The following is a 24,320-nucleotide window of genomic DNA, read 5'->3' on the forward strand; positions in this document are numbered from 1 at the left end:
GTCAGCCCTGGCGCAGTTCAGCCAACTGCGCCAGGACCGCCCCCATGGCATCCGGATCAGCCACACGGTACGGGGCAACGGTGTCCTTGGGCCCCACCTTGATGCCCAGGTCATCGGGTCCCAGCACGGCAAGCCCGTGTTCATCGGTGACGTCGTCACCGGCGAACAGCGTCACATCAGGCTGCACGGCATTGATCAAAGCGGTGACGGCCTGGCCCTTGTCTGAGGTCAGCACGGAGCACTCCATGACCATCTCACCCGGGGTGATGCGCAGTCCCTCCAACGCAGAGAACTCTGCGTGCATGGTGGCCAGGGCCTCATCTGAGTCACCAGGGTTCTCCAGGGTGCGGGTGTGGAAGGCCACCCCGCCGGGTTTGTACTCGGCCACAGCACCGGGGTGGCGATCAACCAGGTCTCGGGTGGCGCTCACCGCCTGATCCAGCAGGGTCTGCTGTGTGGAGCCGAGTTCGATGCCGCTGCTGGTGGCCTCCGGACCCAGGATGCTGAGGTCGTACTCCCCGCCGTGGGAACCGGAGAGCAGCATCCTGCGGTGCGGGTCCACTGCGGAATGCAGGAAGTCCATGGTCCGCCCGGAGATCACAGCCACCCAGGTGTTGGGCAGCCCGGCCAAGGTCTCCAGGGCGGCTTCAGCTGAGTCAACTGCTCGGGAGGCCGCAATGTCCTCCGTGAAGTAGGCCAGGGTGCCGTCAAAGTCCAGGGCCACCAGAAGACGCTCGGCGCCGGCCGCGCGCCGCAAGTGCTCCAGCAGGGCGTCGTCTTCCACTCGGGGTGCGGGCAACTCGTCGGTCGGGTTGGTCATGACGTCTCCGGGGTCTTGAGGTCAGTCAGGTCTTGAAGGAACTTGTCCTGCCAGTGGTTGACGTCGTGAGTCAGCACCTGCCTGCGCATGGCGCGCATTCGACGTCGGGCTTGATCTGCGGGCATGTCCTTGGCCAGCAGGATCAGTTCCTTGAGTTCATCAATGTCATGCGGGTTGACCAGAATGGCCTGTTTGAGCTGTTCGGCGGCCCCCGTGAACTCGGAGAGCACCAGTCTCCCAGACCCGTCCGACTTGGCAGCCACGTACTCCTTGGCCACCAGATTCATGCCGTCCCGCAAGGAGGTGACCAGCATGACGTCCGTGGCCAGGTAGAGCGCCACCATCTCCTGGAACGGGTAGCCGTGGTGGAGGTACCGGATGGCGGTGTGCTCCATGGTGTCGTACTGACCGTTGAGCCGGCCCACCATGCCTTCCACCTGTTCACGCAGCAGCTTGTAGGACTCCACACGCTCGCGGGACGGGGAGGCAACCTGGATCAGCACGTCCTCACCCACGGTGAGAGCACCGTCCTCCAGGAGCTCGCCGTAAGCCTTGATGCGGTGGCGGATGCCCTTGGTGTAGTCCAGGCGGTCAACCCCCAGGAAGACCGTGGTGGGATCTCCCAACTCGCGCCGAATCTCCTGCGCACGCTCCTGAGTCTCCGGCTTGGCAGCCATCTCACGGATGGCTGCCACATCAATGGAGATGGGGTAGGAGGCCACCTTGAGCGTCCAGGCGTCGTCGTCGTTCTCCGCACCCTCCGGGCTGATCCGTGCCTGCCCGTGCCGGAAGGTGACACCCAGGTAGCGGCGTACGCAACGCATGAAGTTCTGAGCGTCCCCGGGGCGCTGGAAGCCGATCAGATCCGCACCGGTGAGCCCCTCCAACACGGCACGGCGCCAGGGCAGCTGGGCAAAAATCTCCAGGGGAGGGAAGGGGATGTGGTCAAAGAACCCGATGGTCAGATCAGGGCGCAGCTCGCGCAGCATCCGGGGCACCAACTGCAACTGGTAGTCCTGGATCCACACGGTGGCCCCCTGCGCGGCAGTGGCGGCCGTGGCCTCTGCAAAGCGGCGGTTGACCTTCTTGTAAGCGTTCCACCAGGTGCGGTGGAACTCAGGCGGTGCAATGACGTCGTGATAGAGCGGCCACAGGGTGGCGTTGGAGAACCCTTCGTAGAACTGCCCCACCTCATCTGCGGAAAGGCGAACGGGAACCAGGTGGAACACATCGTGGTCGAACGGATCCAGGGATTCATCCGCGCCACCGGACCAACCGACCCAGGCGCCGTCGTTGGTGGCCATCACCGGGGCCAGTGCGGAGACCAAGCCGCCGGGGGAGCGGCGCCAGGTTGAATCACCGGTGTCATCCACCACGCGGTCCACGGGAAGCCGGTTGGAGACCACCACAAAGTCGTACTGGGCGCCCTCCGAGTTCGGGGATTCGGACACTGGGCACATGGCAAAAACTCCTCAGGCAGCTGTGGGGTTGTTCACTGATCAGTCTACTGGCCATCTGGCCACCGTCCCTTGTCCGCGGGCAACAGTGGCCGATCAGTGCAATGCAGCCAGCAGTCATGACCAGCACACACGAATCTGGGAAACAGCTGGATAACGAAGACCGTTATCCTTGGCAGCGAAACACAAAGGCCTGGTGCTCGGTCGGCCCACCCACTGCAGTGGGTGGCTGCGGCCGAGGCCACCCCCGGACGTCAGAAGAGGACCCATGGCCGGCAAGACAGATCAAAAGGACTTCAGGGCCCAGGCCCGTCAGATTGCGGACAAGCACGCCAAGTCCGATGCCCGTCAGCGCAAACTGTTGATTGGCGGCATCGCGGCCCTGGTGGTGGCCATCCTGGTGATCATCGGCCTGGTGTTCTGGCAGGTGCGCTCGCAGCAGGTGGCCGATTCCGGCCCCGTGCCCGCATCCTCCAACCAGTACGGCGGCATTGTGCTGACCGCCGACGGCGTGACCAAGGACAGCTCCGAGACCGATCAAGTTGATGTCAACGACGTCCCCGCACCACCGGAGACCCCGGCTGCGGAACCAGATGCGGAAGGCATTGTGGAGCCGGGGACGGCCAAGGATTCAGGGGATCCCGTTCAGATCGTGATCTGGCAGGACTTTGACTGCGTGCACTGCGCCGAGCTGGAAACCCAGTACGGGGACGACATCGCTGAGCTGGTGGAGAACGGCGATGCCACCGTGGAGTACCGCACGGTGAACTTCCTGGACAACGCCACGTACTACTCCTCCCGCGCAGCCAACGCCTACTACGCGGTGGCCGATCAGGTGGGCACCAAGGAGGCGCTGGAGTTCCAGAAGGAGATGTACAGCCACCAGGGCACCGGTGGCCTGGACAACCAGGAGATCATCGACATTGCCGCCAACCACGGCGCCGACGTGAGCGATGCAGTCAACGACGGCGAATGGCGCACCATGGTCAACTACACCACTGCCTTGGCGCAGGACAACGGTGTGACCGGTACCCCCACCGTGATCATTGACGGCACCGTCTGGGATCAGAGTGAGGGCATCAAGGAGACGGTCGAGTCGGCCAAGGGCTGGCCCACGTTTCACGTCGGGGGGCCCCCCCGCCCCCGTTTCACGACGGCGCCCCGCAGCACATGTGTTGCGGGGCGCCGTCGTTGTTTCTGAGTCTGTCCGGGTGTGGGGCAGGCCGATGTGAACCGCAGGCGGGCAGCCGCTATCATGGGCGGGTTCCGTTTTTGGAACGCGCCTCCTTAGCTCAGTTGGTAGAGCAGCTGCCTTGTAAACAGCAGGTCATCGGTTCGAATCCGGTAGGGGGCTCTCTTCATGCCCGCTGACCGCCGGTTACCGGCGGAACGCCGCAGCAGGGTGCGAATCGGCGGGGTGATCGGCTCCCGTCAGCCGCCCGCGCAGGGTGGAGCCCGCGCGTTCGGCCAACAAGCCACGACGACGCAGCTCCGGGCTCACGTGTTCGGCAAAGGCTGCCATGTCCACGGCGCGCACAGCGTAATCCACGTTGAAACCGTCCACCCCGGCCTCCCGGCACCAGCGTTCAAGTTCATCCGCCACCGTGGCTGCCGAACCCACCACCACGGGACCGCGGGCGCCGATGGCCATGTGCGCCGCCAGCTCACCCACGGTCCATCGCCGGTCGGGATCCAGGGTGGTGAAGGACTGCAGGGCCGAGCGGTTGCCTTGGATCTGCCCGTCCGCAGTCAGGGTGTCCAGAACCTCCTCCAACGTGGCTTCCGCAGGGAATTGGGCAAGATCCAGGCCGGTCCAGCCCGCGAACAGCGCAAGGGCTGCCTCCTGATCCACGTGTTCCAGGTACTCCTGGTGGCGCTGGCGGGCCTGCTCATCCGTTTCTGCTGCGATCACCGTCATGGACATGATCATCTGGGCGGCATCCCGGGGACGCCCTGCTTCCTCCAAGAGGTCGCGGGCATTGTCCGTGAGCTTGCGGACGGTCTGCGTGGAGGTACCGGAGAAGAACATGGCTTCCGCGTGCCTGGCGCCAAAGGCCAGGCCCCGTGGGGATGAGCCTGCTTGGAACAGAAACGGCACCCGCTGTGGCCCAGGCAGGGTCAGCGCGGGACCCGGCACCATGAAGTGTTCCCCGGAGTGGTTGGCCCCGTGGACCTTGTCCGGGTCCAGGTACACGCCCGTGCTGGGGTTGGCCTGCAGGGCGTCGGATTCAAACGTCCCCTCCCAGAGCTTGTAGACCACGTCCATGAACTCATCCGCGCGGTTGTACCGGGCGTGATGGGGCACCTGATCCGTGGCACCCAGGTTGCGCATGGCGGAGGCCTGATACCCGGTCACGATGTTCCACGCAATCCGCCCGTCCGTCAGGTGATCCAGGGTGGAGAAGCGCCTGGCCAGCAGATACGGCTGTTCATAGCTGACAGAGGCGGTCACTCCGAATCCCAGGGTGGTGGTGGCCGAAGCCATGGCGCTCACCGCCAGCAGCGGATCCAACATGGGGTACTGCATGCCGGAGCAAATGGCGCTGCGCCCGGAACCGTCAAAGACGTCGTACACACCGGCAACGTCAGCAAAAAACACGACGTCGAACCCGGCGGACTCCAGCAATTTGGCGTGCCCGGTCCAGAACCCCAGGTCCCGGTACTGCTCCGCATCCGCCAGCGGATGCCGCCACATGCCGGTGCTCTGGTGGGTGGGGACCATCATGTCCAACGCGCACAGGATCATGTCTTGATGCTGCCACAGAGGGGCCGACCGTGATGGGGGTGGCCATCACCGCCAGTCATCGTCCATCCTGCACACCGGGATCGACCTGGTGAACCCGTGGGAGGGGCCGGGTATCACTGTTCGGTGATGGTCACCGTGTTGGCGTTAGAGGCCCTGGTTCCACGTGATCAAGGGACACTGGCGATGTGTTCTTCGATAAGGGCTGCCAAGCGAGGCCTGTTGATGTCCCCTGGCACCTGAAATCCAGTGTGGATCTTGGTGAGCGAATCGGCCAACGGTTGAAGGATCCGGGCGGTGTCCAGTCGGTGCCCCTTGAGCGGGCTGGAATCCAGTGCCCAGGGGGAAAGGCCGTGTTCTTGACGGATCTCGAGCAGCGAGTTGAGGTCTGCGAGGTCTTTGGCCATTCGTCGACCGTGCCAGGCGTGGGCTTTCAGGACGACGGCGGATTCCAGGTCCGGTATGCGTGTTCTGTAATGAATGGTTTGGTCAAGACCAATCTCGGCGGCCACATCGATCATCAGCCCGGGCCTGTTGAGGGCGAACGTGAGTTCAGGCAGAGTGTTGACCTGTCCCACACCTGCCACCGTGGTTGCGCGTAGACCGGCGGTGGCTCCGCTTCGGGCCAGCAGGATGTTGATTTCCAGACGTTGCAGGTCGCCCGTCTCCATGACGAAGGCATTGCCGGCGGTCTTGTTGAAGCCCGCATCCACGAAGGCCTGAGTGGCCGGTGCAATGACCGAAACTTCATCGACGGCGGCGTCTGCATCCAACGTGGACCGAGCCGTGACCCTGCTGCAGGGATACAACTCGAGCAGAAGACGAACCATGTGGCCCCCGATGAGCCGGTAATCGATGCTGTCGCCCATGGCCGCTGCGACCGCCTGCTGGGCTCGATAACCCAGGGAGTCGGCGTTACTGGTGGACACAACTTTCAGCTGGTGGACCTCATCCACGGTCCACTCCCAACAGAAGCTCTGCGATCTGCGCAGCTGCCTCGAGGCTGTCGGGGTCTGCGCCACGATGAACGTCCCAGAACACCAGTGCAGGATCGGCCAAGACATGTGATCCAAGAATTGACTGATCTGGGGGCGCAGCAAGCTTCCAGACGGTCGGGTCCTGCGGTGTGCAGACCACCAGTGTTGCTTGGTCAAGTGGCGCGGGGACGAACCCCTCTCCGGTGAGGTCCATTGGCGATCGGGTGTACACGATCCCTTGTGTCGGTATCTTCCAAGGGGCCAAGTGATCGGCCGCCACGTCCCCGCTCAGAAGTGCGTCCTCATCGAGCAGCCGAGCCAGATCAAGCGCTTTGGTTGCCTGTTCTCGAACCGGGGCAAGGCTGTACCAACCGAACAGTTGACCTCCCGGTCCGGGATAGTCGGAGGTCCATTGCGTCAAGAGGCCCGGCCGGTCCCAAGCCGTGAGCCCGTCGCCGAGATCCCGGGCATACTGTCCCAGTGACCGTGCCGCGTTGGACACCGACTGCTGCGAGGTCCCCAGGGCGGCCGCGATCTCCCGATGGCGGGAGGGGTGACGTGTGACCAGCAAGTAGCGCATGACACCCCACCGGATCCAGGCCGGGCGGCGTCTGGCCGTGTGGGGTACATCTTGTGGCGAATCAGCCTTGCCGTAAGTGTTTCCACCGATGATCAGACGTGGTGGTTCTGATGTCAGGACGTCGATTTCACCTTGGGACGCTCGGGTCGTGACCCCCTCTGTGGCCGTGGTTCCGATGTGCAGTGGGCGCGAGCCTGTTTTCTGTGAGGTGCGTACTGAGTGTGCGTTCAGGCGCTTGACGTATTGCTGGGGCATGACTTGTCGCCAGCGGCCATCCGGGGTGCGCAGGCGCCATTCCTCGGACGTGGTGCCGCCTGCGATTTCAACATTCAGGTCGCGCAGGATCGCGGCCACGTCCATGTGCCTCGCTGGTTCAACAAGCATGAGCCCAATATACGGGGTTTGACTTGTTGGACAGGAAAACGATTATCTGGTAAAGGGTAGTCACTCCTCGGTGATGACCACCTCTGCGGCGTCGTGACGACCAAAGGCCCACAGCAGCAGCTCGGAGGGGTTGGCCCGTACCAGCTGCACACGCTTGGACTTGCCCTTGCCAGCGCTGACGGAGCCGTAGCCGGATGCCACCAGCAGAATCGAGTCCGACTCATTACGCAGCAGGGGCTTGGCCATCAGCTGGAGGGAACCCCAGAGGTCCTTCTCCTCGTCATGCAGCAGCTGACGGCGGTGCCAGGTTTCCTGCGCGCGGCGGACGTCCTCGTGATGCACAAAGAACTCAGCGGTGTTGATGCGCTTGTCCACAGGGCCGATGCGGGCGGGGGAGAGCAGGGACGGCTTCTCCACCTTGGCCACCAGCTCGTTCCACGGGAGGTCGTACAGAGCCGCATCCCCGGCTTCCGCGCGTTTGCCCAACACAGGCAGTTTGGGTGCGAACTTGCCCATCAGAATGTCCGGACGGGAGTCACGCTCCACCAGGTGCACGGCCAGGTCCCGGGTGTTCCAGCCTTCACAGTGCGTGGGCGCGTCCGGGCCCACACGACGCAGCAGGGCTGCCAGATGGCGACGTTCGACGACGGCGAAGTTGGTCACGGTGACTCCTCTGCCCGATCCGGGCCGATGGTGTTCCCCACTGCATGGTGATCATGCAGCGGGCTGATGATTCCACCGTAGCGCGATGCCACCGGTCAGGGAACTTGGGGTTTCCTCAAGGTCTCAACGGAAAACCGCCGGTGGCTCAGACCGTGCCCCCCTTGAACTGGCTGCGGTAGAGCTCCCAGTACGGGCCGCGAGCAGCCAGGAGGGATTCGTGGTCGCCTTGTTCCACGATCCGGCCTTGCTCCATCACCAGGATGGTGTCTGCATCCCGGATGGTGGAGAGTCGGTGGGCAATCACAAACGAGGTGCGTCCCTCACGCAGTGCGGCCATGGCCTTCTGCACGGCAACCTCCGTGCGGGTGTCCACGGAAGATGTGGCCTCGTCCAGGATCAGCAGGGCAGGAGCTGCCAAGAACGCGCGAGCAATCGTGATGAGCTGGCGCTCGCCGGCGGAGACGTTGCCGCCGTCGTCTTCGATCACGGTGTCGTAGCCCTCTGGCAAGGAGCGCACGAACCGGTCCACGGAGGTGGCCACTGCGGCAGCCTCAACCTCCTGATCGGTGGCATCCAAGCGGCCGTAGCGGATGTTCTCCCGAATGGTGCCCTCGAACAGCCAGGCGTCCTGCAGCACCATACCCACCCGGGAACGCAGCTGACCGCGCGTCATGGTGGTGATGTCCGTGTCGTCCAGGGTGATGCGGCCCGAGTTCAGCTCGTAGAACCGCATGACCAGGTTGACCAGCGTGGTCTTCCCGGCGCCGGTGGGGCCCACGATGGCCACGGTGTGACCCGGGTGTGCCTCAAAGGAGAGGTTCTGGATCAGCGGCTCATCGGCAGCGTAGGAGAAGCTGACGTCCTGGAACTCCACACGCCCTTCCGTGCGTTCGGGCAGGGTGGCTGTGGCGGGGTCAGGGTTCTGCTCATCAGCATCCAACAACTCGAAAACCCGCTCGGCTGAGGCCACGCCGGACTGCAGTTGGGTGGCCATACCGGCCACCTGGGACAGCGGTTGGGTGAACTCACGTGAGTACTGGATGAACGCGGTGGCAGCACCCAGTGTCATCTGGCCGGAGACCACGCGCAGACCACCCACCACGGCGATCCCCACGTAGGACAACCAGCTGATGAACTGCATGATCGGCATGATGGTGCCGGAGACGAACTGCGCCTTGAAAGCGGCGTCGTAGAGCTCGGCGTTACGCTCGTCGAACTGCTCGGCCATGGCTTCCTGCCTGCCGAAGATGGTGACCAGGCGGTGCCCGGAGAAGTCCTCTTCAATCTGACCGTTCAGTGCGCCGGTGGCTGCCCACTGCTGTCCGAAGTGCTTTTGGGCACGTGAGCCAACCACACCGGCTGCGACAGCGGACAGCGGCAGCGCCACCAATGCCACCAGTGCCAACTGCCAGGAAAGGATGAACATCATGATCACAATGCCGATCACCCGCATGGTGGATTCCAGCAGGGTGGAAAAAGTCTGTTGCAGGGTGGTCTGGACGTTGTCGACGTCGTTGGTCACCCGGGACATGACCTCTCCGCGGCGGCGGGTGTCAAAGTAGCTCAGCGGCAGGCGGTGGATCTTGTCCTCCACCTGTTTGCGTAGGTCACGGATGATCACCACGGAAATCTTGTTCAGCAGGTAACCCTGCGCCCACTGCAGCACGGAGGATCCGGCATACATGGCCAGCACCAGCAGAATGATCATGCCCAGGCGCTGGAAGTCGATGCCCGCACCAGGCACCAGATCCATGGTGGAGAACACGTCCGCCAGAGAGTTCTGGCCCTGATCGCGGAGGTCATTGACCACCTGCTCCTGGGTGGAATCCGCGGGGAGGTCGCGTTGCAGGACTCCGGCAAAAACGACGTCGGTGGCCCGTCCCAGGTACTGAGGGGCCAGAACGGCCAGGACCACGGAACCGGTGATGAACGCGGTGACCAGAATCATCCGGGAGCGGTGACCGCGGAACAGCCCTGCGATCCGGCCCACCGTGGGCCAGAAGTGCCTGGCCTTCTTGCCCGGGGGCACCCCTTCACCCAGGACCTCGATGTCATCGCTGGGCTCGGCAGCCTCCGTGTTCAGCTCCGGAGAGTTTTCAGTGCTGCTCATGCTCAGGCCTCCTCTGCCGTCAGCTGGGACTCCACGATTTCGCGGTACGTGCTGGAGGTCTCCAGCAACTCCTGGTGGGTGCCACGGTCCTGGATGCGTCCGTGTTCCAGGACCAGGATCTGGTCCGCGTCCACCACCGTGGACACGCGTTGGGCCACCACCAGAACTGTTTTGTCTCGGGCGACGGGGGCCAGAGCCTTGCGCAGCCGCGCATCCGTGCTGACATCCAGCGCGGAGAAGGAATCGTCGAACAGGTAGATCAGCGGATCGGCCACCAGGGCGCGCGCAATGCACAGACGTTGGCGCTGACCACCGGAAACGGAGGTGCCGCCCTGGGCGGTGTTGGTGTTCAGGCCGTCCGGCATACGCTGCACAAAATCTGCAGCCTGCGCCACCTCCAAGGCTGCCCACAGTTGCTCGTCCGTGGCAGCGGGGTTGCCGAAACGCAGATTGGAGGCCACGGTTCCTGCAAACAAGTACGGGTTCTGGGGGACGGCAGCCACTCGACTGACAATCTGCTCGCGCGCCAGATCAGGCACCGCCACGCCGTCCAACAGCACAGCACCTCCCGTGGGGTCCACCAGACGTGGAATCAGCTTCAGCAACGTGGACTTGCCGGATCCGGTGGAGCCGATGATCGCCGTCGTTGTTCCCGGGGTGGCCGTGAAGGTGAGGTCCTGGAGGACCGGCTGTTCGGCACCCGGGTAGCAGAACGTGACGTCGCGGAATTCGACGACGCCGGACGCTGCCCCCGGGGTGATGGGGTTAGTGGGCGCGTGCAAGGTGGTGCGGGTCTCAAGAACCTCGCCGATGCGCTCGGCGGAGACCATGGCGCGCGGGGCCATCATGAGCATGAAAGTGCCCATCATGACCGCCATCAGAATCTGCAGCAGGTACTGGATGAAAGCGGTCATCCCGCCCACCTCCAGCTGCCCGGCGTCAATGCGTTGAGCGCCGAACCACACCACGGCGGCGGTGGCCACGTGCAGGATCATCATGATCAGCGGGAACATCAGCACAAAGAGCTCGCCGATACGCAGGGAAATGGCGGCCAAGGCGTTGTTGGTGGTGGCAAAACGGTCACGTTCGTAGTCCTCGCGGACAAAGGCACGGACCACACGCAGACCAACCACCTGCTCGCGCAGCACCCCGTTGATGTCATCGATCCGGGACTGCATGGTGCGGAACATGGGCATCAGGCGCACCACGATCACACCGATCACCGCACCCAACAGCGGCACCGAAACCCACACCAGCCAGGACAACCCGGGGTCCTCACGGACCGCCATGATGATCCCGCCAATGCTCATCAGAGGTGCTGCCACCATCATGTTCAGCCCCATGAGCACCAGCATCTGCACCTGCTGGACATCATTGGTCCCGCGGGTGATCAACGACGGCGCCCCGAAGCGCTCCACCTCCATGTCAGAGAACCCCGCCACGGCGCGCTGAACCGCTTGTCGCAGGTCCCGTCCGGTGCCCATGGCTGCCTTGGCCCCGCAGTACACCGCACTGATGGCGGCAATGGCCTGAACCAGGGTGACCGCCAGCATGATGGCGCCGTTGTTGGCTATCACCTGCGTGTCGCCCTGGGCGATGCCCTGGTCAATGATCCGGGCGTTGAGTGCTGGAAGCACCAGGATGGCCAGGGAAGTGATCAGTTGCAGCACTACCACGCCAACCACCCAGGGCAGGTAGCGGCCGGTGTAACGGCGAATCAAACGAAGGAGCACGGGGCCTCCGGGGACAGTTGCAACACCACGCTCAGATTGACGTGGTGGCGTGAAGGGCAAACGGAATCTCAGCGCAAAAGACTGCAAACGTGGCTGGTCCGGGCGCTGATTCTTAGGATGTTGAAGTGCTGCGCGGCATCGGGCAGCACGTGCACTCTACTCCGGCGTGTCAACCGTGAGGCTCTGCCGTTTCCACCGTGAGGCTCTGCCGTTTCCACCATGAGACTGCGCCGTGTCAACCAAGGAGGTGGGCTGTAGAGGCGGGGTGGCTGGAGCGATTCAGGTGACTGTGGCGCAGGTCCCCTGCAGTGGGTAGAGAATATGGACCATGCAAGAACGGGAACGAGGCTCAATGTTTGCCGAAGAACGTCAGGCGGAGATTGCAAGACTGGTGGGAGTCACCCGCCGAGTCAGTGGTGCGGACCTGGCACGGCGCTTTGCGGTCACCATGGAAACCATCCGGCGTGACCTGGCAGCACTGGAATCTGCTGGGGTGTTGCGCCGAGTACACGGTGGTGCGGTGTCCGTGGACCGCACCGATTCCGTGGAGCAGTCCCTGGACAGCCGCGAGACCTTGAAGACCCCTGCCAAACGGCGTATGGCCGCAGCGGCTCTGGAGCTGTTGGAGTCCACGGAAGCCACCAGCGTGGTGTTGGATGCCGGATCCACGGTGGAAACCGTGGCAGATGCCTTGGCCTCACGCCGTACCGGTTCCACGGAGAACCCGCTGCTGGTGATGACTCACGCACTGCACGTGGCCGGCCGGTTGGCCGATCAGCCAGAGGTCTTCCTGGAACTGGTGGGGGGCCGGGTGCGTACCCTGACCTGGGCTGCTTCCGGGATGACCACTGCTGAGCAGTATTCGCGTTACAGAACGGACATCGCCTTCCTGGGGTGCAACGGAGTGGCTGCCGGATTCGGTTTCTCCACCCCGGAACTTCCTGAGGCAGCGGTCAAGACCGCCATCCTGAACTCTGCTCGCACGGTTGTGGTGCTGTGCGACGCTGAGAAGCACAATCATGAGAACCTGGCCCGGTTCGCCACGTTCTCCCAGGTGGATGTCCTGATCACGGACGCCGCCCCCATGGGTGACCTGGCGCAGGCCTTGGCCGAGGCGGGTGTCCAGGTCATCGTGGCTTGACCACGACGCCGTCCGGGGAGTGGGTCACCTGCACGGATGACAGTGGTGCGGTAACCAGCAGGCATGCACCCAGCATTTCGAGTAGCTCCTCCGCGTGGTAGATCACGTGGAACAGGTGCGGGTTGTGTGCGTCTGTTTGGTCGCTGAGGCGAACCAGAATGTCATTGGCGGCTTCCAATCCAACGGCACCGGTGAACAGCACGAGCAGCCCAGCCAGTAGCAAGCGGCGGGGGACCACCGCCAGAGATCGTGTGACAAACACGGTGCCGGTCAGCAATGCCAGGGCCATGGGAATGCCCACAGCCAGCCACGCGTACGTGAAACCGTGACCTGGAAGGGCGGCATCGGCAAGTCGGCCCAATCGTTCGTGCAGGCTGGCAACTTCATCCAAGCTCAGTGCTGCCAGCAGCAGGCCGATCAGCCACCAAACGGCGGTACCCGGCGATTTTGCGCGCCGTCCGTTCCAGCTCACACAGGCCACGACGCTTGCCAGGGCTGCGGCAACCATCAGAAGTGCCGCATTCCACCAGGTCGGCAGGTTGTTTTCGTTCCCAACGTCAAACCACGCCCGGCCCGGTGCGGCCCATGCGTCAAGAGGAACCCTCAGAACGTGCGGCATCACAAACGACACTGCAACCACAACAGCACTGAGCGTCATCAACACACAACACACCGGGGTCCACGGCAACACCCGAAAATCCGAAGTCTGTGCGCGGTGTCGGCGACGAGTCCCTTTGTGGTGGTCCGACTTTGAGCTGGTCATGTTGTCTTTTCCATTCAAATGCGACGGTGTAGGGAGAATTTTCGGTTCCCACGCCTGCCATCCCTGCTCCTCGGGCTCGAGTGAGGCGGTGATTACGCGTCAATCCCTGCAGTCCGCCACCGCGGACGGGGCAAACGTAAGGGGCCTGCATGAGGCCACCGTGAGAAGCCGCTCAGTGGTTGTGACGGTCTCTGCCGCACCGGACCGGATACGGTTAGCATCAGAGATTCGATCGACCTACAAGGTGAAATCTGCAATGCCACTGCCCAAGATCCCGCGTGTCCTGTTCCAAGGGCACACACCCTCACAACGTCCCGCGTCCGCCCGCACGGATGCCGGCAGCGCCACGGCGCGCGTGGTGGAGGCAACCGTACAGGAGTGGGCTGAGCGACTCACACACAATCCTGATGGCGGCAACGTTTTCCAGGGGCCTGCGTTTGCCGAGCACAAGGGGGCCTTCGGCTGGACCCCGCTGTACGTCGTCGTCGATCTGGATGGCACCCAGGTGGCGGTGACGGTGCTGACCCGCTCCGTGCCCGGATTCGGGGCGGTCTGGTACGCACCCAAAGGCCCAGGTACCACCACCGCCGCGCAGACTGCCGATGCCGTACAGGCAATGGGTGAGCTGGCCAAGTCACGGGGGGCATTCCTGCTCAAGGTGGAACCGGAATTGTTGGACACCGTGGTCAACCGCACCACACTGGCCCACGCAGGGTTGGAGGAGACTTGGAACGTCCAGCCCAACGGATCCACCGTGATCCTGGACATCACCCCGGACCTGGAGGCCATTGAAGCCGGATTCTCCCGCGGTACCCGGTACAACATCCGCAAGGCCCGCAAAGGTGGGGCTGTGGCCAAGGTGGTTCCGGTCACGGACGAGAACTGCGAAATCCTCCTGGACCTGTTCGACCAAACCGCTGAAGGCCGCTTCAGCATGCGCAACCGCGACTACTACAAGTCCATGTGGAAGCGTCACGAACAAGCGGGCCAGGGTTGCTTTGTGTTCGGCTACGCACCGGATCCGGAGGCCGCACAGTCCGCGGTCGGTGCGGGCAGCAACGACGACGGCGAATCGACGCGCGACGGCGAACCTGCATGGGATGGCGAACCTGCAATGACCGTGGTGTGCTGTGACTTTGTGATGCTGCTGGGGAACAAGGGTTCGCGTAAGGATGCCGCGTCCCTGCGCAAACAACCCGTCCGCGGCGTACCGGCCCTGTCCGTGGTGGAAAGCATCCGGTGGTTGAAGGAACACGGGGCCACGGAGTATGACCTCTGCGCATCCCCGCCTGCGGACAGGATCAAGGACGCTGAACATGCCCTCTACGGCGTGGGGCAGTTCAAGACCGGTTTCAATGACCACGTCACGGACTTTGTGGGCTGCTGGGACCTGCCGCTGAACAAGGCCAAGTACAAGGCCTGGACTGCAGGCGGTGAAGGTGCTCTGTTGCGCGTGCACCTCAAACGCACCGGTGAGAACTGGTACTGATCAGTTTCCACGCTGGCCCAGCCACGCACCCAGACGTGGTGACCACACTTTCTTGTTGACCAAACCTTGTGACCGGGAGAGAGACCTTGCGAGAGTTCACAGCACGCTTTGCCACCGCCCAGGAGGTGTCCGACTGGGACACCCACGTGATCGCCAACCCCCACGGCGGCGACATGCTGCAGTCGGCTTCCTTTGCCGATGTCAAGAAGCATCACGGCTGGAAGCCGGTGCACCTGGTGCACGAACCCGCGGACGGTTCGCAGCCCGTCTACACACTGGTACTGGAGAAGTCCGTGCCGGGTCTGGGCAGGCTCTGGTACATGGTCAAGGGCCCGGCTGTGGAGACAGTCGAGGATCTGAAGGGCTTCACGAACGCCACCCGCAACCTGGTGAAGCAACATGCCAAGAACGTGTTCCTGGTCAAGGTGGAGCCCGTGATCCCGGACTCCGGTGAGGCTCGTGCAGCACTGGAGCAGGCTGGGCTGAAGAAGACCCTGATCATCCAGCCCAATGACCACACCGCCGTGCTGGACACGGACCGGGACCCGGAAGAAATCATGAAGGGCATGCAGTCCAACGGCCGCAACAAGCTGCGCCGCGCCATTCGTGAGGAAGCTCCCGTGGAGCGGGTGGAGGTCAACGAGGAGAACATGCGGGCCATGTACGCCCTCATGCAGACCGCCCGTCAGGGTCAACTCAATGTGACCTTGCGGCCCTTCTCCTACTACAGCCGGTTCTGGGGCAACTTTGCCAAGTCCGGCCAGGGCCGCCTGTACTTTGCCTACGAGGACGGCGAACCGTCCGTGGGGGCGTTTGTGGTCAACTACGGTCCGCATGCCACCTACAAGGACGGCGGGTCCAAGCCGCGCCGCAAGCAGCGCGGAGACGCCCACCTGGTGCAGTGGACCGCCATCAACGATTTGATCTCCGAGCACGGAATCAAGGACTACGACCTCTGCGGCACCCCGCCCTCCGATGAGCTCAAGAACGAGGAGCACCAGTTCCACGGCATGGGCATGTTCAAGACCTCCTTCACCAAGGGAACCGTTGTGGACTACGTGGGCGTGTGGGACCAGGAGATCAACCCCACCAAGGTGGCCATCTGGAACCGCATTGGTGAAAAGGTCGCCCGTCAGCTCTGGGTCCGTTCCCGCAACGAACCCTTCTACTGAGCCGACACTCCCACATCGCAACAGCCTGCAGTTGTGTGAGACCAGCTGATGACCGTGGATGAGCGGGACACCACCGCCGCTGATCTTCCGCCCGGAGACCTGGGCGCCCTGGTGCTGTCCCTGGACGGGCAGCGCCGCTACCCGGTCTCCGGGTGGTCACGGGCGCAGGACGTGGCCGTCGAACCCTTTGGTCCGGACACCCATCTCAACTTGGCGCCCACCTACGCTGGCGGGCTGCTCACCCCTGCCGTGGCCACGGAGTCCCAGGCCGAACGGGCTCGTGCCCGCCAGGACGGCGCCCGCACGGAGGTTCTGACTGCTGCCGCAGCCCCCATACCTGTGCTCACTGAGGAGGAGGTGGAGCGGGACCGGCGTCGTCGTCAGTCTCCGGCGCTCACCCAACCGGTCAGTGTCAGTGGCCGTAGGCGGGCCACCACGGAAACCGCGGCGGTGGCCCGTCCGGACACCTCCATGGTGGAGGCTGCACCTGCAATCGCGGGGCCGTCGACGACGATCCTGCCGGCCGCCTACCCGTCCTCTGAATCCACCACCACCCAGCCGCGATCCAAGAGGGTGCTGCGCTCGCTGATGAAGCGGGACACCGGGATGACTGCGCCCATGGGACTGGTGGACCGGTTGGCCGCCAGCCCCTTTGCGCACCTGCGCCGCCACACCGATGCCGGGCAGAAGGAGGCACGGCGGACCCTGAACTTTGCACTGCGCCTGGCGGAGACCATGTTCCATTACGGGGCGGATGCTCTGGAGGTGGAGAACGCGATTGTGGCGGTGTGCGCCACCTACGGCGTGGAGAACCTGGAGGTGGACATCACCAATCAGGCGGTGACCATCAACTACGTTCCGGAGACCCCGGCCACCGCCACCATGACCCGTGAGGACATCTTCAATGACAACAACATGACCAGCCACACGGTCATGCGTGTGGTCAGGTCATGGACGGACAATTACGCGGGTTTGGCGGACTCCCACCGGTTGGTCACGGAAATCATCGAGGGGGAGATGTCCCGGGCGGAGGCCAGCGCCAGGCTGGAGGCCATCAACTCCCGGCCCAAGACCTTCCCCAACTGGGTGGTCACGGCAGCCATGATTGCCGCGGCCTTCACCCTGACCCTCGGTATTGGCGGTGGTGTGGCGGGGGCAGGGATTTCCGCGCTGTCCGGGTTGATTGTCTCCCGCATCGGGATCTGGATGGGGCGGCGGCGCTACCCGGAGTTCTTCACCATGACGGTCTCCGGGTTTGTGCTCACCGGTCTGGCCATGATCTTTGCCCAGACCGATCTGGAGATCTCACCGCCACGCATGATCGCTGCCGGTCTGATCATGCTCATGCCCACCACCCGGTTCATGTCCACCATGCACGATGCCATCAGTGGTTTCCCCGTGACGGCTGCCGGGCGCCTGGTGTCCACGGGCATGGCCTTTGCCGGAATCGTGGCGGGGATCTACGCCGGCATTGTGGTGGCCGGGCTGTTCGGGCTCACGGCCTTGGACCCGTCCCAGAGCCATTTTGAGCCACCGGGCGTGCTGATGAACATTGTGTTCATGTCCGTGGCTGCCGTGTTCATCGCCATCACCTTGCAGGCCTCCACACGCTTCCTGCTGCCCGTGCTCCTCTCCGCCTTTGGGGGGCTGCTGCTCTACCACGCAGCGGGCTACATCGGCCTGGACGTACGCCTGCAGGCTGTGTTCGGGGCCGTAACCGCTGGCGCCATTGCTGCTGCTGCCGCCGGCCGCATGCGCATCCCGTCCCTGGTGATTGCGGTGCCCGCCATGACGTTCCTGCTGCCGGGGCTCTCGATCTTCCGCGGCATGTACGCGGTGTTCATTCAGGAGCAGACCACGGGCGACGGCGTGGTGGCGCTGTTCACGGCCATGTCAACGCTGGTGACCATGGCCGCGGGGCTGGTATTGGGGCAGTACCTGATGCGCCCGTTCAACAAACAAGACCGCTTGGGTGTGGGACGCAACCGCCGCCGCTGAGCGCCGGCCCGGAACGCTGTGGCAGCCCACGGTCGCCCATCAGACCTTCCCGATCGGTGTGCGCTTCTCCGCCTGGAAGACCTCTTCCGTGCGCCCGGCAGCCCAGTACCCGGAGATGGAGACCTGATCGCGGCTCAAGCCGTGGTGTTCGAACAACAAGGGCCGCAGCATCTTCATGGCCTCGCGCTCACCGTGGGCAAAGACCTGAACGCCGTCCGTGGACTGTGGCCAGTTGGTGGTCTTGACCGCTTCCACCAGGGCGCGGGTGTCCTGCTCCTGGGAGTTCCGGTGGCACCAGCGCAGTTTCAGGCCCTCAGGGAGTGAAAGATCCTGTTCATTTTCGGCTCCGTCAACTTCCAGGATCACCTCACCCCGGGCGCCTGCCGGCAGCGCTTCCACGTTGGCCATGATGGCGGGAATGGCGGTGTCATCTCCCACCAACAGCGTCCATGTGGCGGCAGGGTCCGGGATCCATTTGCCACCGGGGCCAACGGCCACCATCGTGTCCCCGGGTTGGGCATGCATGGCCCAGGGGCCGGCGTAGCCAGAATCCCCGTGGGTGGCGACGTCGATCCACACCTCTGAGCGGTCAGCTGCCACTTTGCGCAGGGTCATGTGCCGCGTCACGGGCTGCTGATCAGCGGGCAGGGAATCCTTCAAGGACCAGTAATCAGGGAAGGCGTCCAGGCCAAGCGCGGGGTTGAAGAACACCAACTTGACGTACTTCTCCGGCGGCTCGATGTCCTGGAACAGCTCAGGTTGTTGGACCTCAGCCACCACGCGAATCATGGTGGGCGAAAGCTGCAAGGTCTCACGCACCGTCAAATTGATCTGTGCTTTGCGCGGCTTGGCGGGGCCGGCGGCGTCGTTCGGCTGCGGGGAAGGCGCTGAATTAGGTGCTGTTGATGTCACCTAATTCAGCCTACGCGCCAATCAACGGGTTCGGCACCCTGCTGCTCCAGAAGCTGGTTGACGCGGGAGAACGGGTGCGATCCAAAGAATCCGCGGGAGGCGGACAATGGAGAGGGGTGTGCGGATTCCACCCGGGGTGTTTGGCCCAGCCAGGCAGCGGTGGTGCGCGCCGGGCGACCCCAGAGCAGCCCCACCAGGGGCTCGCGGCGTGCGGCCAGCGCCTTGATGGCACACTCTGTCACGGCCTCCCAGCCTTTGTTGTGATGGGAGGCCGGAGCACCCTCCCGTACGGTCAAGCACCTGTTGAGCAACATGACACCCTGCTGGGTCCAGGCACTCAGATCGCCGTGCGTGGCTGGTGATATACCCAGATCGTCCTGGAGTTCCTTGTAAATGTTCTGCAGCGAACGCGGCAGCGGACGAACATCCGGACGCACGGAGAAGGACAGGCCCATGGCGTGACCGGGGGTGGGGTAGGGATCCTGTCCCACGATCAGCACCCGGACCTCCGCCATGGGCTCCTGGAACGACCGGAAAATTTCTGGACCCGGAGGGAAAGTGCGGAAGCCCTGCTGGTGTTCGTGACGCAGGAAATCGCCCATCTCACGAATGGTGGCCTCCACCGGCCGCAGGGCTTGGGCCCAGTCAGGGGCCATGATTTCTGAGAGATCCGCCTTGGTCATGATCATCACTGTAGGTCGTGGACGCCTGGCTGACTCACCGGTGTGCTGTCCGAGTCCCGCTCTACAGTGGATCCATGACGACGACGCCCCCGCCCACTCCGTCCGCCTCCAACTCACCGGGGGAGGCCGGCCAACAACAGTTGCCCGTCTGCCTGGTCACTGGGGCCACCGGTGGAATCGGCCGTGCCGTGGTGGAGGAAATGGCAGCGGATCACCACGTGATTGCTGTGGGGCGTAACCAAGACCGGTTGGCTCAGCTGGCTGACTTCAGTGACCGCGTCCGTGCCGTCCCTGCAGATCTGACAGATGTTGAATCACTGCCGGAGTTGGTGGACGGCTTGGACCGTTTGGACGTGGTGGTGCATGCCGCAGCGGTGTCCCACCGGTTGGACTTTGCGGAGGCCACGCCAAAGGACTGGCGGGAGCATCTGGAACTCAACGTGGTGGTGCCGGCGGAATTGACCCGCGCCGCATTGCCCTTGTTGAAGGCTTCCCGGGGCACGGTGGTGTTGATCAACTCCGGGGCAGGATTCACCGCCACGGCGGGCAACTCCGTGTATGCAGCCTCCAAGTTCGCGTTGCGCGCCCTGGGGGATGCGCTGCGGCAGGAGGTGAAACCGGACGGCATCCGTGTGTCCTCCGTTCACCCCGGCCCCGTGGACACTGAGATGCTGCGCGGGATCTACACCACCATGGACAAGCCCTACCGCCCGGAGGAGTACATTCGACCGGCTTCCGTGGCCCAAGCGATTCGCACGGTGGTGGATGCCGGGGAGGATGTTCAACTCACCACGGTCTCCGTGCGCCCGCGGGTAGAGCAGAAGGGCTGATGGTGGTGACTGCCCAGTCCAGCTCACCGGAAGGCCCTGCTGCGTTGAACAGCCTGGAGAGCGCGATTCTGGACATGGAGTCCCGGCGCTTCAAATACCAGGGAGCCAAGGAGCGCGCCATCCGTAGCCAGATCCAGATCCCTGTGACCACCTACTACCAACACCTCAACGTGCTGATCGACAACCCCGTTGCGTGGGCTGCTCAACCTGCCTTGATGCGACGCCTGAGGGATCACCGTGATGCCGGCCTGGACTGATCCGCGGTCCATGGATGCAGACACGGTCCGCCGTAAGCGGTGTTTGCAGAGGACACAGAACCGCCGGTGTGCCGCGTCAGTGGGAAGATGGGTGCCATGACCTCGCCCAGTCAGCCGGAGAACACAGAGCCCAACCCGCAGACCCAGCACCACCCTGCCGGGCAACCGTGGGATGAGCGTGACATTTTCGACGACGTCCCGGAGGACGGAGCCCGCGCCGGAACCCACCGGGCGTTGGATGCACCCACGCCACGGGCCACCAAGGAGATCCTGGTGCTGTTGGCCGCCGGTGCAGCAGCGTTGGCTGTGGGCGTGGTGGCCTACCTGGTGGGGGTTGACCCGGACACCCGAATCAACAACGCCGCCAGTGCCACCACCAGTCCCACCGCCCAGACCACCACGGCCTCACCTGATGCCACCGTGGAACCGGACAGCTCCGTCCAGGTGGGCGTCTACAACGCTGCATCCGTGGATGGGGCCGCCGGTAATGCAGCCCAGCAGTTGAGCAGCGCGGGATGGTCCGTGGCCTCGATCGACAACTGGGGAGTTTCTGTCAACGACAGCGTGGTCTACTACGCCGACGACGAGCAGGAGCAGGCCCAGGCCATTGCCGATGAACTGGGTATTGCCGCCGTTGTGGAGGACGATGCCGTCTCCTATCCCGTGGTGGTGGTTGTGGGCACAGACATAGCAGGAGGGCCCAGCGCGCAGCCCGTGCAGTCGGCACCGGCGGAGCAGGAGTCCGCCCAGCAGGCGCCTGCTGAACAAGCCCCGGAAGAACAAGCGCCAGTGGAACAGCCACCCGCGCAGGATGCACCTGTGGAGCAGGCCCCCGTTGAACAAGCACCTTTGGAGCAGGCCCCTGTGGAACAACCTCCGGTTCAGGACTATGTGGAGCCGGCTGCGGAACCGTTCGGGACGGGGGTCTGAGCGTGGGCACCCACCAACAATCAGAGCCTCAGGGCATTTCCGATCACTGGCCTGTGACCGGTCAGCGCGTGCGTTTGCGCGACTGGCGGGCAGAAGATCTCCCGGTCTACGAGTCCTGGATCATGCCTCCGGAGGGGGGAGGGGAACATGACTGGCAGAAGTTCGATGGACCCTTCTACCCCAACTTCACCGCTGAGGGTGCCCAGAGGTGGCTGTCCACGCTGCGCGAGCAGGTGGAGGCCGGAACCTGGCCGGATCTGCGCACCACGGCTGTGATTGCAGACGCTGCAGATGGCTCCTTCATCGGCCAGGTTTCCTGGTACCACTGGGAAAAACCGTCCCAAGACGACGGCCAGGGCAGCCATGTGATGCCCCTGCGTTCCCTGGGAGTCTCCATCTACCCGCCCCGGTACTGGTCCGGGGGATACGGTACGGAGGCCATGAAGCTGTGGGTGGATCACCTGTTCACGTCCTCGGACTCCCACCGGCTGGACTTGGAAACGTGGAGTGGGAACGTGGGCATGTGCAAGGTCGCCCAAAAGCTCGGTTTCACGGAAGAAGCTCGGATCCGCCAGGCCCGGAAAGTCCGCGGTGAACTCCACGACCGCATGATCTACGGGATTCTGCGCACCGAGTGGGAAGCCATACGGGAGGCCGGCGCGTCGTCGTCGTAGGGGCGGGGCTGCGTGAGCCCACCGCGAACACCTGAGCCGAACCGGCGCAAGGGGTTTGCACTCACCTGCTCCGAGTGCCAATAATGGCTCTAGCACTCAGTTGAGTTGACTGCTAAGCGGCCATGCTGCGGCCGCTGGTACAACTCAGCACAGTGAGTGAACTTCAGCTGAATCCGGTGAGGAACAGTGCTGTGCGGGCCATCCCGCGGGGCTGTTCCGTCCGTCGCGGGCGCCGGATCCGGCGCACAGTCTGTTGACCGTCCAGGAGGGACGAAACACATGGCAAAGTTGATCGCATTCGATGAAGAGGCCCGTCGCGGTCTCGAGCGCGGCCTGAACACCCTGGCCGACGCCGTCAAGGTCACTCTGGGCCCGCGCGGCCGCAACGTGGTGCTGGAGAAGTCCTGGGGCGCCCCCACCATCACCAACGACGGTGTCTCCATCGCCAAGGAAATCGAGCTGGAGGACCCCTACGAGAAGATCGGCGCCGAGCTGGTCAAGGAGGTCGCCAAGAAGACCGATGACGTCGCAGGCGATGGCACCACCACCGCAACCGTCCTGGCCCAGGCGCTGGTCCGTGAGGGCCTGCGCAACGTGGCCGCCGGTGCGGACCCGCTGTCCCTGAAGCGCGGCATCGAGAAGGCCGTGGCTGCCGTCACCGAGGAACTGCTCTCCTCCGCCAAGGAGATCGAGACCGAGGAAGAGATCGCCGCCACCGCGTCCATCTCTGCCGCCGATCCCGAGATCGGCAAGCTCATTGCCGAGGCCATGGAGAAGGTCGGCAAGGAAGGCGTCATCACGGTCGAGGAGTCCAACACCTTTGGGCTGGACCTGGAACTGACCGAGGGCATGCGCTTTGACAAGGGCTACCTCTCCGGTTACTTCGTCACTGACACCGACCGCCAGGAAGCTGTCCTGGAGGATCCCTACATCCTGATCGTCAACTCCAAGATCTCCGCCGTGAAGGATCTGGTCCCCGTGCTGGAGAAGGTCATGCAGGGCGGCAAGCCGCTGCTGATCATCGCCGAGGACGTCGAGGGTGAAGCACTGGCCATGCTGGTGCTGAACAAGATCCGCGGTGCCGTGAAGTCCGTGGCCGTCAAGGCCCCCGGCTTCGGCGACCGCCGCAAGGCTCAGCTGGCTGACATCGCCATCCTGACCGGCGGCCAGGTCATCACCGAGGAGGTCGGCCTCTCCCTGGAGACCGCAACCCTGGACGAGCTGGGCACCGCCCGCAAGGTGGTTGTCACCAAGGACGAGACCACCATCGTCGACGGCGCCGGCACCCAGGAAGAGATCGAAGGCCGTGTGGCCCAGATCCGTGCCGAGATCGAGAACTCCGATTCCGATTACGACCGTGAGAAGCTGCAGGAGCGCCTGGCCAAGCTGGCCGGCGGCGTGGCAGTGCTCAAGGCCGGTGCCGCAACGGAGGTTGAGCTCAAGGAGCGCAAGCACCGCATCGAGGATGCCGTGCGCAACGCCAAGGCCGCTGTGGAAGAGGGCATCGTCGCCGGTGGTGGCGTGGCTCTGATTCAGGCAGGCAAGACCGCGTTCGAGAAGCTGGCTCTGGACGGTGACGAGGCCACTGGTGCCAACATCGTCAAGGTCGCCATTGACGCACCGCTCAAGCAGATCGCCCTCAACGCAGGCCTGGAGCCCGGCGTTGTGGTGGACAAGGTTCGTGGCCTGGAGAAGGGCTACGGCCTGAACGCTGCAACCGGCGAGTACGAGGACCTGATGGCTGCGGGCATCAACGACCCCGTCAAGGTGACCCGTTCCGCCCTGCAGAACGCCGGTTCCATTGCCGGTCTGTTCCTGACCACCGAGGCCGTTGTGGCCGACAAGCCCGAGCCTGCCGCCGCCGGCGGTGGCGAGGACCCCATGGGTGGCATGGGCGGCATGATGTGATCTGAGCCTTTGAGCTCGATCATCAGCTGATCGCTGATCGAAAGGGGCCATTCGTCCGAGAGGGCGAGTGGCCCCTTTCGCCGTCGTTCTGGAGGC

21 protein-coding genes and 1 tRNA gene are annotated in these 24,320 nt (G+C 64.0%); 11 read left to right on the plus strand and 11 right to left on the minus strand.

The genetic code is table 11. The features are described 5' to 3' along the window. Position 1: 1 nt before the first annotated feature. On the minus strand, positions 2 to 820 hold the full coding sequence (gene otsB / locus GTW58_RS03320) for a trehalose-phosphatase (RefSeq protein ID WP_119932375.1): 819 nt from the start codon (positions 818 to 820) through the stop codon (positions 2 to 4). Beyond that, positions 817 to 2,280 (minus strand): alpha,alpha-trehalose-phosphate synthase (UDP-forming), encoded by a 1,464-nt coding sequence (locus GTW58_RS03325; RefSeq protein ID WP_119932374.1) that lies wholly within the window; start codon positions 2,278 to 2,280, stop codon positions 817 to 819. The genes otsB and GTW58_RS03325 overlap by 4 nt, the downstream gene beginning before the upstream one ends. Positions 2,281 to 2,545: 265 nt before the next feature. Between GTW58_RS03325 and GTW58_RS03330 the strand changes: the two genes are divergently transcribed. Both GTW58_RS03330 and GTW58_RS03335 read left to right on the plus strand, forming a co-directional pair. After that, a complete protein-coding gene (locus GTW58_RS03330) occupies positions 2,546 to 3,478 on the plus strand; it encodes a DsbA family protein (protein WP_168023452.1) in 933 nt (310 codons plus the stop codon). Between the two features lie 80 nt (positions 3,479 to 3,558). Beyond that, a tRNA-Thr gene (locus tag GTW58_RS03335) sits at positions 3,559 to 3,631 on the plus strand. 24 nt (positions 3,632 to 3,655) lie between these two features. Here the strand turns inward: GTW58_RS03335 and GTW58_RS03340 are convergent. The 6 genes from GTW58_RS03340 to GTW58_RS03365 form a co-directional block, all read right to left on the minus strand. Next, entirely contained in the window at positions 3,656 to 5,023 is a 1,368-nt protein-coding gene (locus GTW58_RS03340) for an NtaA/DmoA family FMN-dependent monooxygenase (protein WP_119932372.1), read from the minus strand. Positions 5,024 to 5,190: 167 nt separating this feature from the next. Beyond that, positions 5,191 to 5,793 carry a hypothetical protein gene (locus GTW58_RS03345; RefSeq protein ID WP_157980435.1) on the minus strand — a complete coding sequence of 201 codons (603 nt, stop codon included), beginning with the start codon at positions 5,791 to 5,793 and terminating at the stop codon, positions 5,191 to 5,193. Positions 5,794 to 5,968: 175 nt separating this feature from the next. Then, positions 5,969 to 6,931 (minus strand): hypothetical protein, encoded by a 963-nt coding sequence (locus GTW58_RS03350; RefSeq protein WP_157980434.1) that lies wholly within the window; start codon positions 6,929 to 6,931, stop codon positions 5,969 to 5,971. A 90-nt stretch (positions 6,932 to 7,021) separates the two neighbouring features. Beyond that, positions 7,022 to 7,624 (minus strand): TIGR03085 family metal-binding protein, encoded by a 603-nt coding sequence (locus tag GTW58_RS03355; protein ID WP_119932369.1) that lies wholly within the window; start codon positions 7,622 to 7,624, stop codon positions 7,022 to 7,024. A gap of 145 nt (positions 7,625 to 7,769) precedes the next feature. Further along, positions 7,770 to 9,734, minus strand: coding sequence for an ABC transporter ATP-binding protein (locus GTW58_RS03360; protein WP_119932368.1), 1,965 nt, complete (start codon positions 9,732 to 9,734; stop codon positions 7,770 to 7,772). Positions 9,735 to 9,736: 2 nt separating this feature from the next. Then, positions 9,737 to 11,467 (minus strand): ABC transporter ATP-binding protein, encoded by a 1,731-nt coding sequence (locus GTW58_RS03365; protein WP_119932367.1) that lies wholly within the window; start codon positions 11,465 to 11,467, stop codon positions 9,737 to 9,739. 352 nt (positions 11,468 to 11,819) lie between these two features. On the opposite strand from GTW58_RS03365, the gene GTW58_RS03370 reads away from it, so the two are divergent. Next, positions 11,820 to 12,608 carry a DeoR/GlpR family DNA-binding transcription regulator gene (locus GTW58_RS03370; RefSeq protein WP_119932366.1) on the plus strand — a complete coding sequence of 263 codons (789 nt, stop codon included), beginning with the start codon at positions 11,820 to 11,822 and terminating at the stop codon, positions 12,606 to 12,608. On the opposite strand, the gene GTW58_RS03375 is transcribed toward GTW58_RS03370, so the two are convergent. Then, positions 12,595 to 13,116: a hypothetical protein gene (locus GTW58_RS03375; RefSeq protein ID WP_156125444.1), complete on the minus strand. Its 522-nt coding sequence runs from the start codon at positions 13,114 to 13,116 to the stop codon at positions 12,595 to 12,597. The two genes, GTW58_RS03370 and GTW58_RS03375, sit on opposite strands and share 14 nt — an antisense overlap. Before the next feature lie 511 nt (positions 13,117 to 13,627). Here GTW58_RS03375 and GTW58_RS03380 point away from each other — a divergent pair. The 3 genes from GTW58_RS03380 to GTW58_RS03390 all read left to right on the plus strand — a co-directional run bounded on the left by GTW58_RS03380 (position 13,628) and on the right by GTW58_RS03390 (position 18,030). Continuing rightward, positions 13,628 to 14,860, plus strand: coding sequence for a lipid II:glycine glycyltransferase FemX (locus tag GTW58_RS03380; protein WP_168023453.1), 1,233 nt, complete (start codon positions 13,628 to 13,630; stop codon positions 14,858 to 14,860). Between the two features lie 86 nt (positions 14,861 to 14,946). After that, positions 14,947 to 16,032 carry a lipid II:glycine glycyltransferase FemX gene (locus GTW58_RS03385; RefSeq protein WP_119932364.1) on the plus strand — a complete coding sequence of 362 codons (1,086 nt, stop codon included), beginning with the start codon at positions 14,947 to 14,949 and terminating at the stop codon, positions 16,030 to 16,032. Between the two features lie 48 nt (positions 16,033 to 16,080). Next, entirely contained in the window at positions 16,081 to 18,030 is a 1,950-nt protein-coding gene (locus tag GTW58_RS03390) for a threonine/serine exporter family protein (protein WP_119932363.1), read from the plus strand. 39 nt (positions 18,031 to 18,069) lie between these two features. Here the strand turns inward: GTW58_RS03390 and GTW58_RS03395 are convergent, their stop codons facing one another. Continuing rightward, positions 18,070 to 18,942 carry a siderophore-interacting protein gene (locus GTW58_RS03395; protein WP_047690484.1) on the minus strand — a complete coding sequence of 291 codons (873 nt, stop codon included), beginning with the start codon at positions 18,940 to 18,942 and terminating at the stop codon, positions 18,070 to 18,072. Positions 18,943 to 18,947: 5 nt separating this feature from the next. After that, positions 18,948 to 19,625: a uracil-DNA glycosylase gene (locus GTW58_RS03400; RefSeq protein WP_047690500.1), complete on the minus strand. Its 678-nt coding sequence runs from the start codon at positions 19,623 to 19,625 to the stop codon at positions 18,948 to 18,950. A 74-nt stretch (positions 19,626 to 19,699) separates the two neighbouring features. On the opposite strand from GTW58_RS03400, the gene GTW58_RS03405 reads away from it, so the two are divergent. From GTW58_RS03405 to groL, 5 genes are all read left to right on the plus strand, one after another. After that, positions 19,700 to 20,455 carry an SDR family oxidoreductase gene (locus GTW58_RS03405; RefSeq protein ID WP_119932362.1) on the plus strand — a complete coding sequence of 252 codons (756 nt, stop codon included), beginning with the start codon at positions 19,700 to 19,702 and terminating at the stop codon, positions 20,453 to 20,455. A gap of 5 nt (positions 20,456 to 20,460) precedes the next feature. After that, positions 20,461 to 20,712, plus strand: coding sequence for a DUF3263 domain-containing protein (locus tag GTW58_RS03410; RefSeq protein WP_342453291.1), 252 nt, complete (start codon positions 20,461 to 20,463; stop codon positions 20,710 to 20,712). A gap of 96 nt (positions 20,713 to 20,808) precedes the next feature. Next, entirely contained in the window at positions 20,809 to 21,642 is an 834-nt protein-coding gene (locus GTW58_RS03415) for a LytR C-terminal domain-containing protein (protein WP_168023454.1), read from the plus strand. 2 nt (positions 21,643 to 21,644) lie between these two features. Continuing rightward, positions 21,645 to 22,316: a GNAT family N-acetyltransferase gene (locus tag GTW58_RS03420; protein ID WP_232817956.1), complete on the plus strand. Its 672-nt coding sequence runs from the start codon at positions 21,645 to 21,647 to the stop codon at positions 22,314 to 22,316. 279 nt (positions 22,317 to 22,595) lie between these two features. Next, complete coding sequence (groL, locus tag GTW58_RS03425) at positions 22,596 to 24,224, plus strand: chaperonin GroEL (protein WP_047692508.1); 1,629 nt, start codon at positions 22,596 to 22,598, stop codon at positions 24,222 to 24,224. Positions 24,225 to 24,320: the final 96 nt, after the last annotated feature.

It is taken from the genome of Kocuria subflava (assembly GCF_012163155.1).
GTDB lineage: Bacteria > Actinomycetota > Actinomycetes > Actinomycetales > Micrococcaceae > Kocuria > Kocuria subflava.

Bases quoted from the DNA above. Each gene is read 5' to 3' on its own strand.
- GTW58_RS03330 (WP_168023452.1), top strand. From the start codon at position 2,546: ATGGCCGGCAAGACAGATCAAAAGGACTTCAGGGCCCAGGCCCGTCAG.
- GTW58_RS03380 (WP_168023453.1), top strand. From the start codon at position 13,628: ATGCCACTGCCCAAGATCCCGCGTGTCCTGTTCCAAGGGCACACACCC.
- GTW58_RS03375 (WP_156125444.1), bottom strand. From the start codon at position 13,116: ATGGTTGCCGCAGCCCTGGCAAGCGTCGTGGCCTGTGTGAGCTGGAAC.
- GTW58_RS03415 (WP_168023454.1), top strand. From the start codon at position 20,809: ATGACCTCGCCCAGTCAGCCGGAGAACACAGAGCCCAACCCGCAGACC.
- otsB (WP_119932375.1), bottom strand. From the start codon at position 820: ATGACCAACCCGACCGACGAGTTGCCCGCACCCCGAGTGGAAGACGAC.
- GTW58_RS03405 (WP_119932362.1), top strand. From the start codon at position 19,700: ATGACGACGACGCCCCCGCCCACTCCGTCCGCCTCCAACTCACCGGGG.
- GTW58_RS03390 (WP_119932363.1), top strand. From the start codon at position 16,081: ATGACCGTGGATGAGCGGGACACCACCGCCGCTGATCTTCCGCCCGGA.
- GTW58_RS03325 (WP_119932374.1), bottom strand. From the start codon at position 2,280: ATGTGCCCAGTGTCCGAATCCCCGAACTCGGAGGGCGCCCAGTACGAC.
- GTW58_RS03360 (WP_119932368.1), bottom strand. From the start codon at position 9,734: ATGAGCAGCACTGAAAACTCTCCGGAGCTGAACACGGAGGCTGCCGAG.
- GTW58_RS03400 (WP_047690500.1), bottom strand. From the start codon at position 19,625: ATGACCAAGGCGGATCTCTCAGAAATCATGGCCCCTGACTGGGCCCAA.
- groL (WP_047692508.1), top strand. From the start codon at position 22,596: ATGGCAAAGTTGATCGCATTCGATGAAGAGGCCCGTCGCGGTCTCGAG.
- GTW58_RS03370 (WP_119932366.1), top strand. From the start codon at position 11,820: ATGTTTGCCGAAGAACGTCAGGCGGAGATTGCAAGACTGGTGGGAGTC.
- GTW58_RS03340 (WP_119932372.1), bottom strand. From the start codon at position 5,023: ATGATCCTGTGCGCGTTGGACATGATGGTCCCCACCCACCAGAGCACC.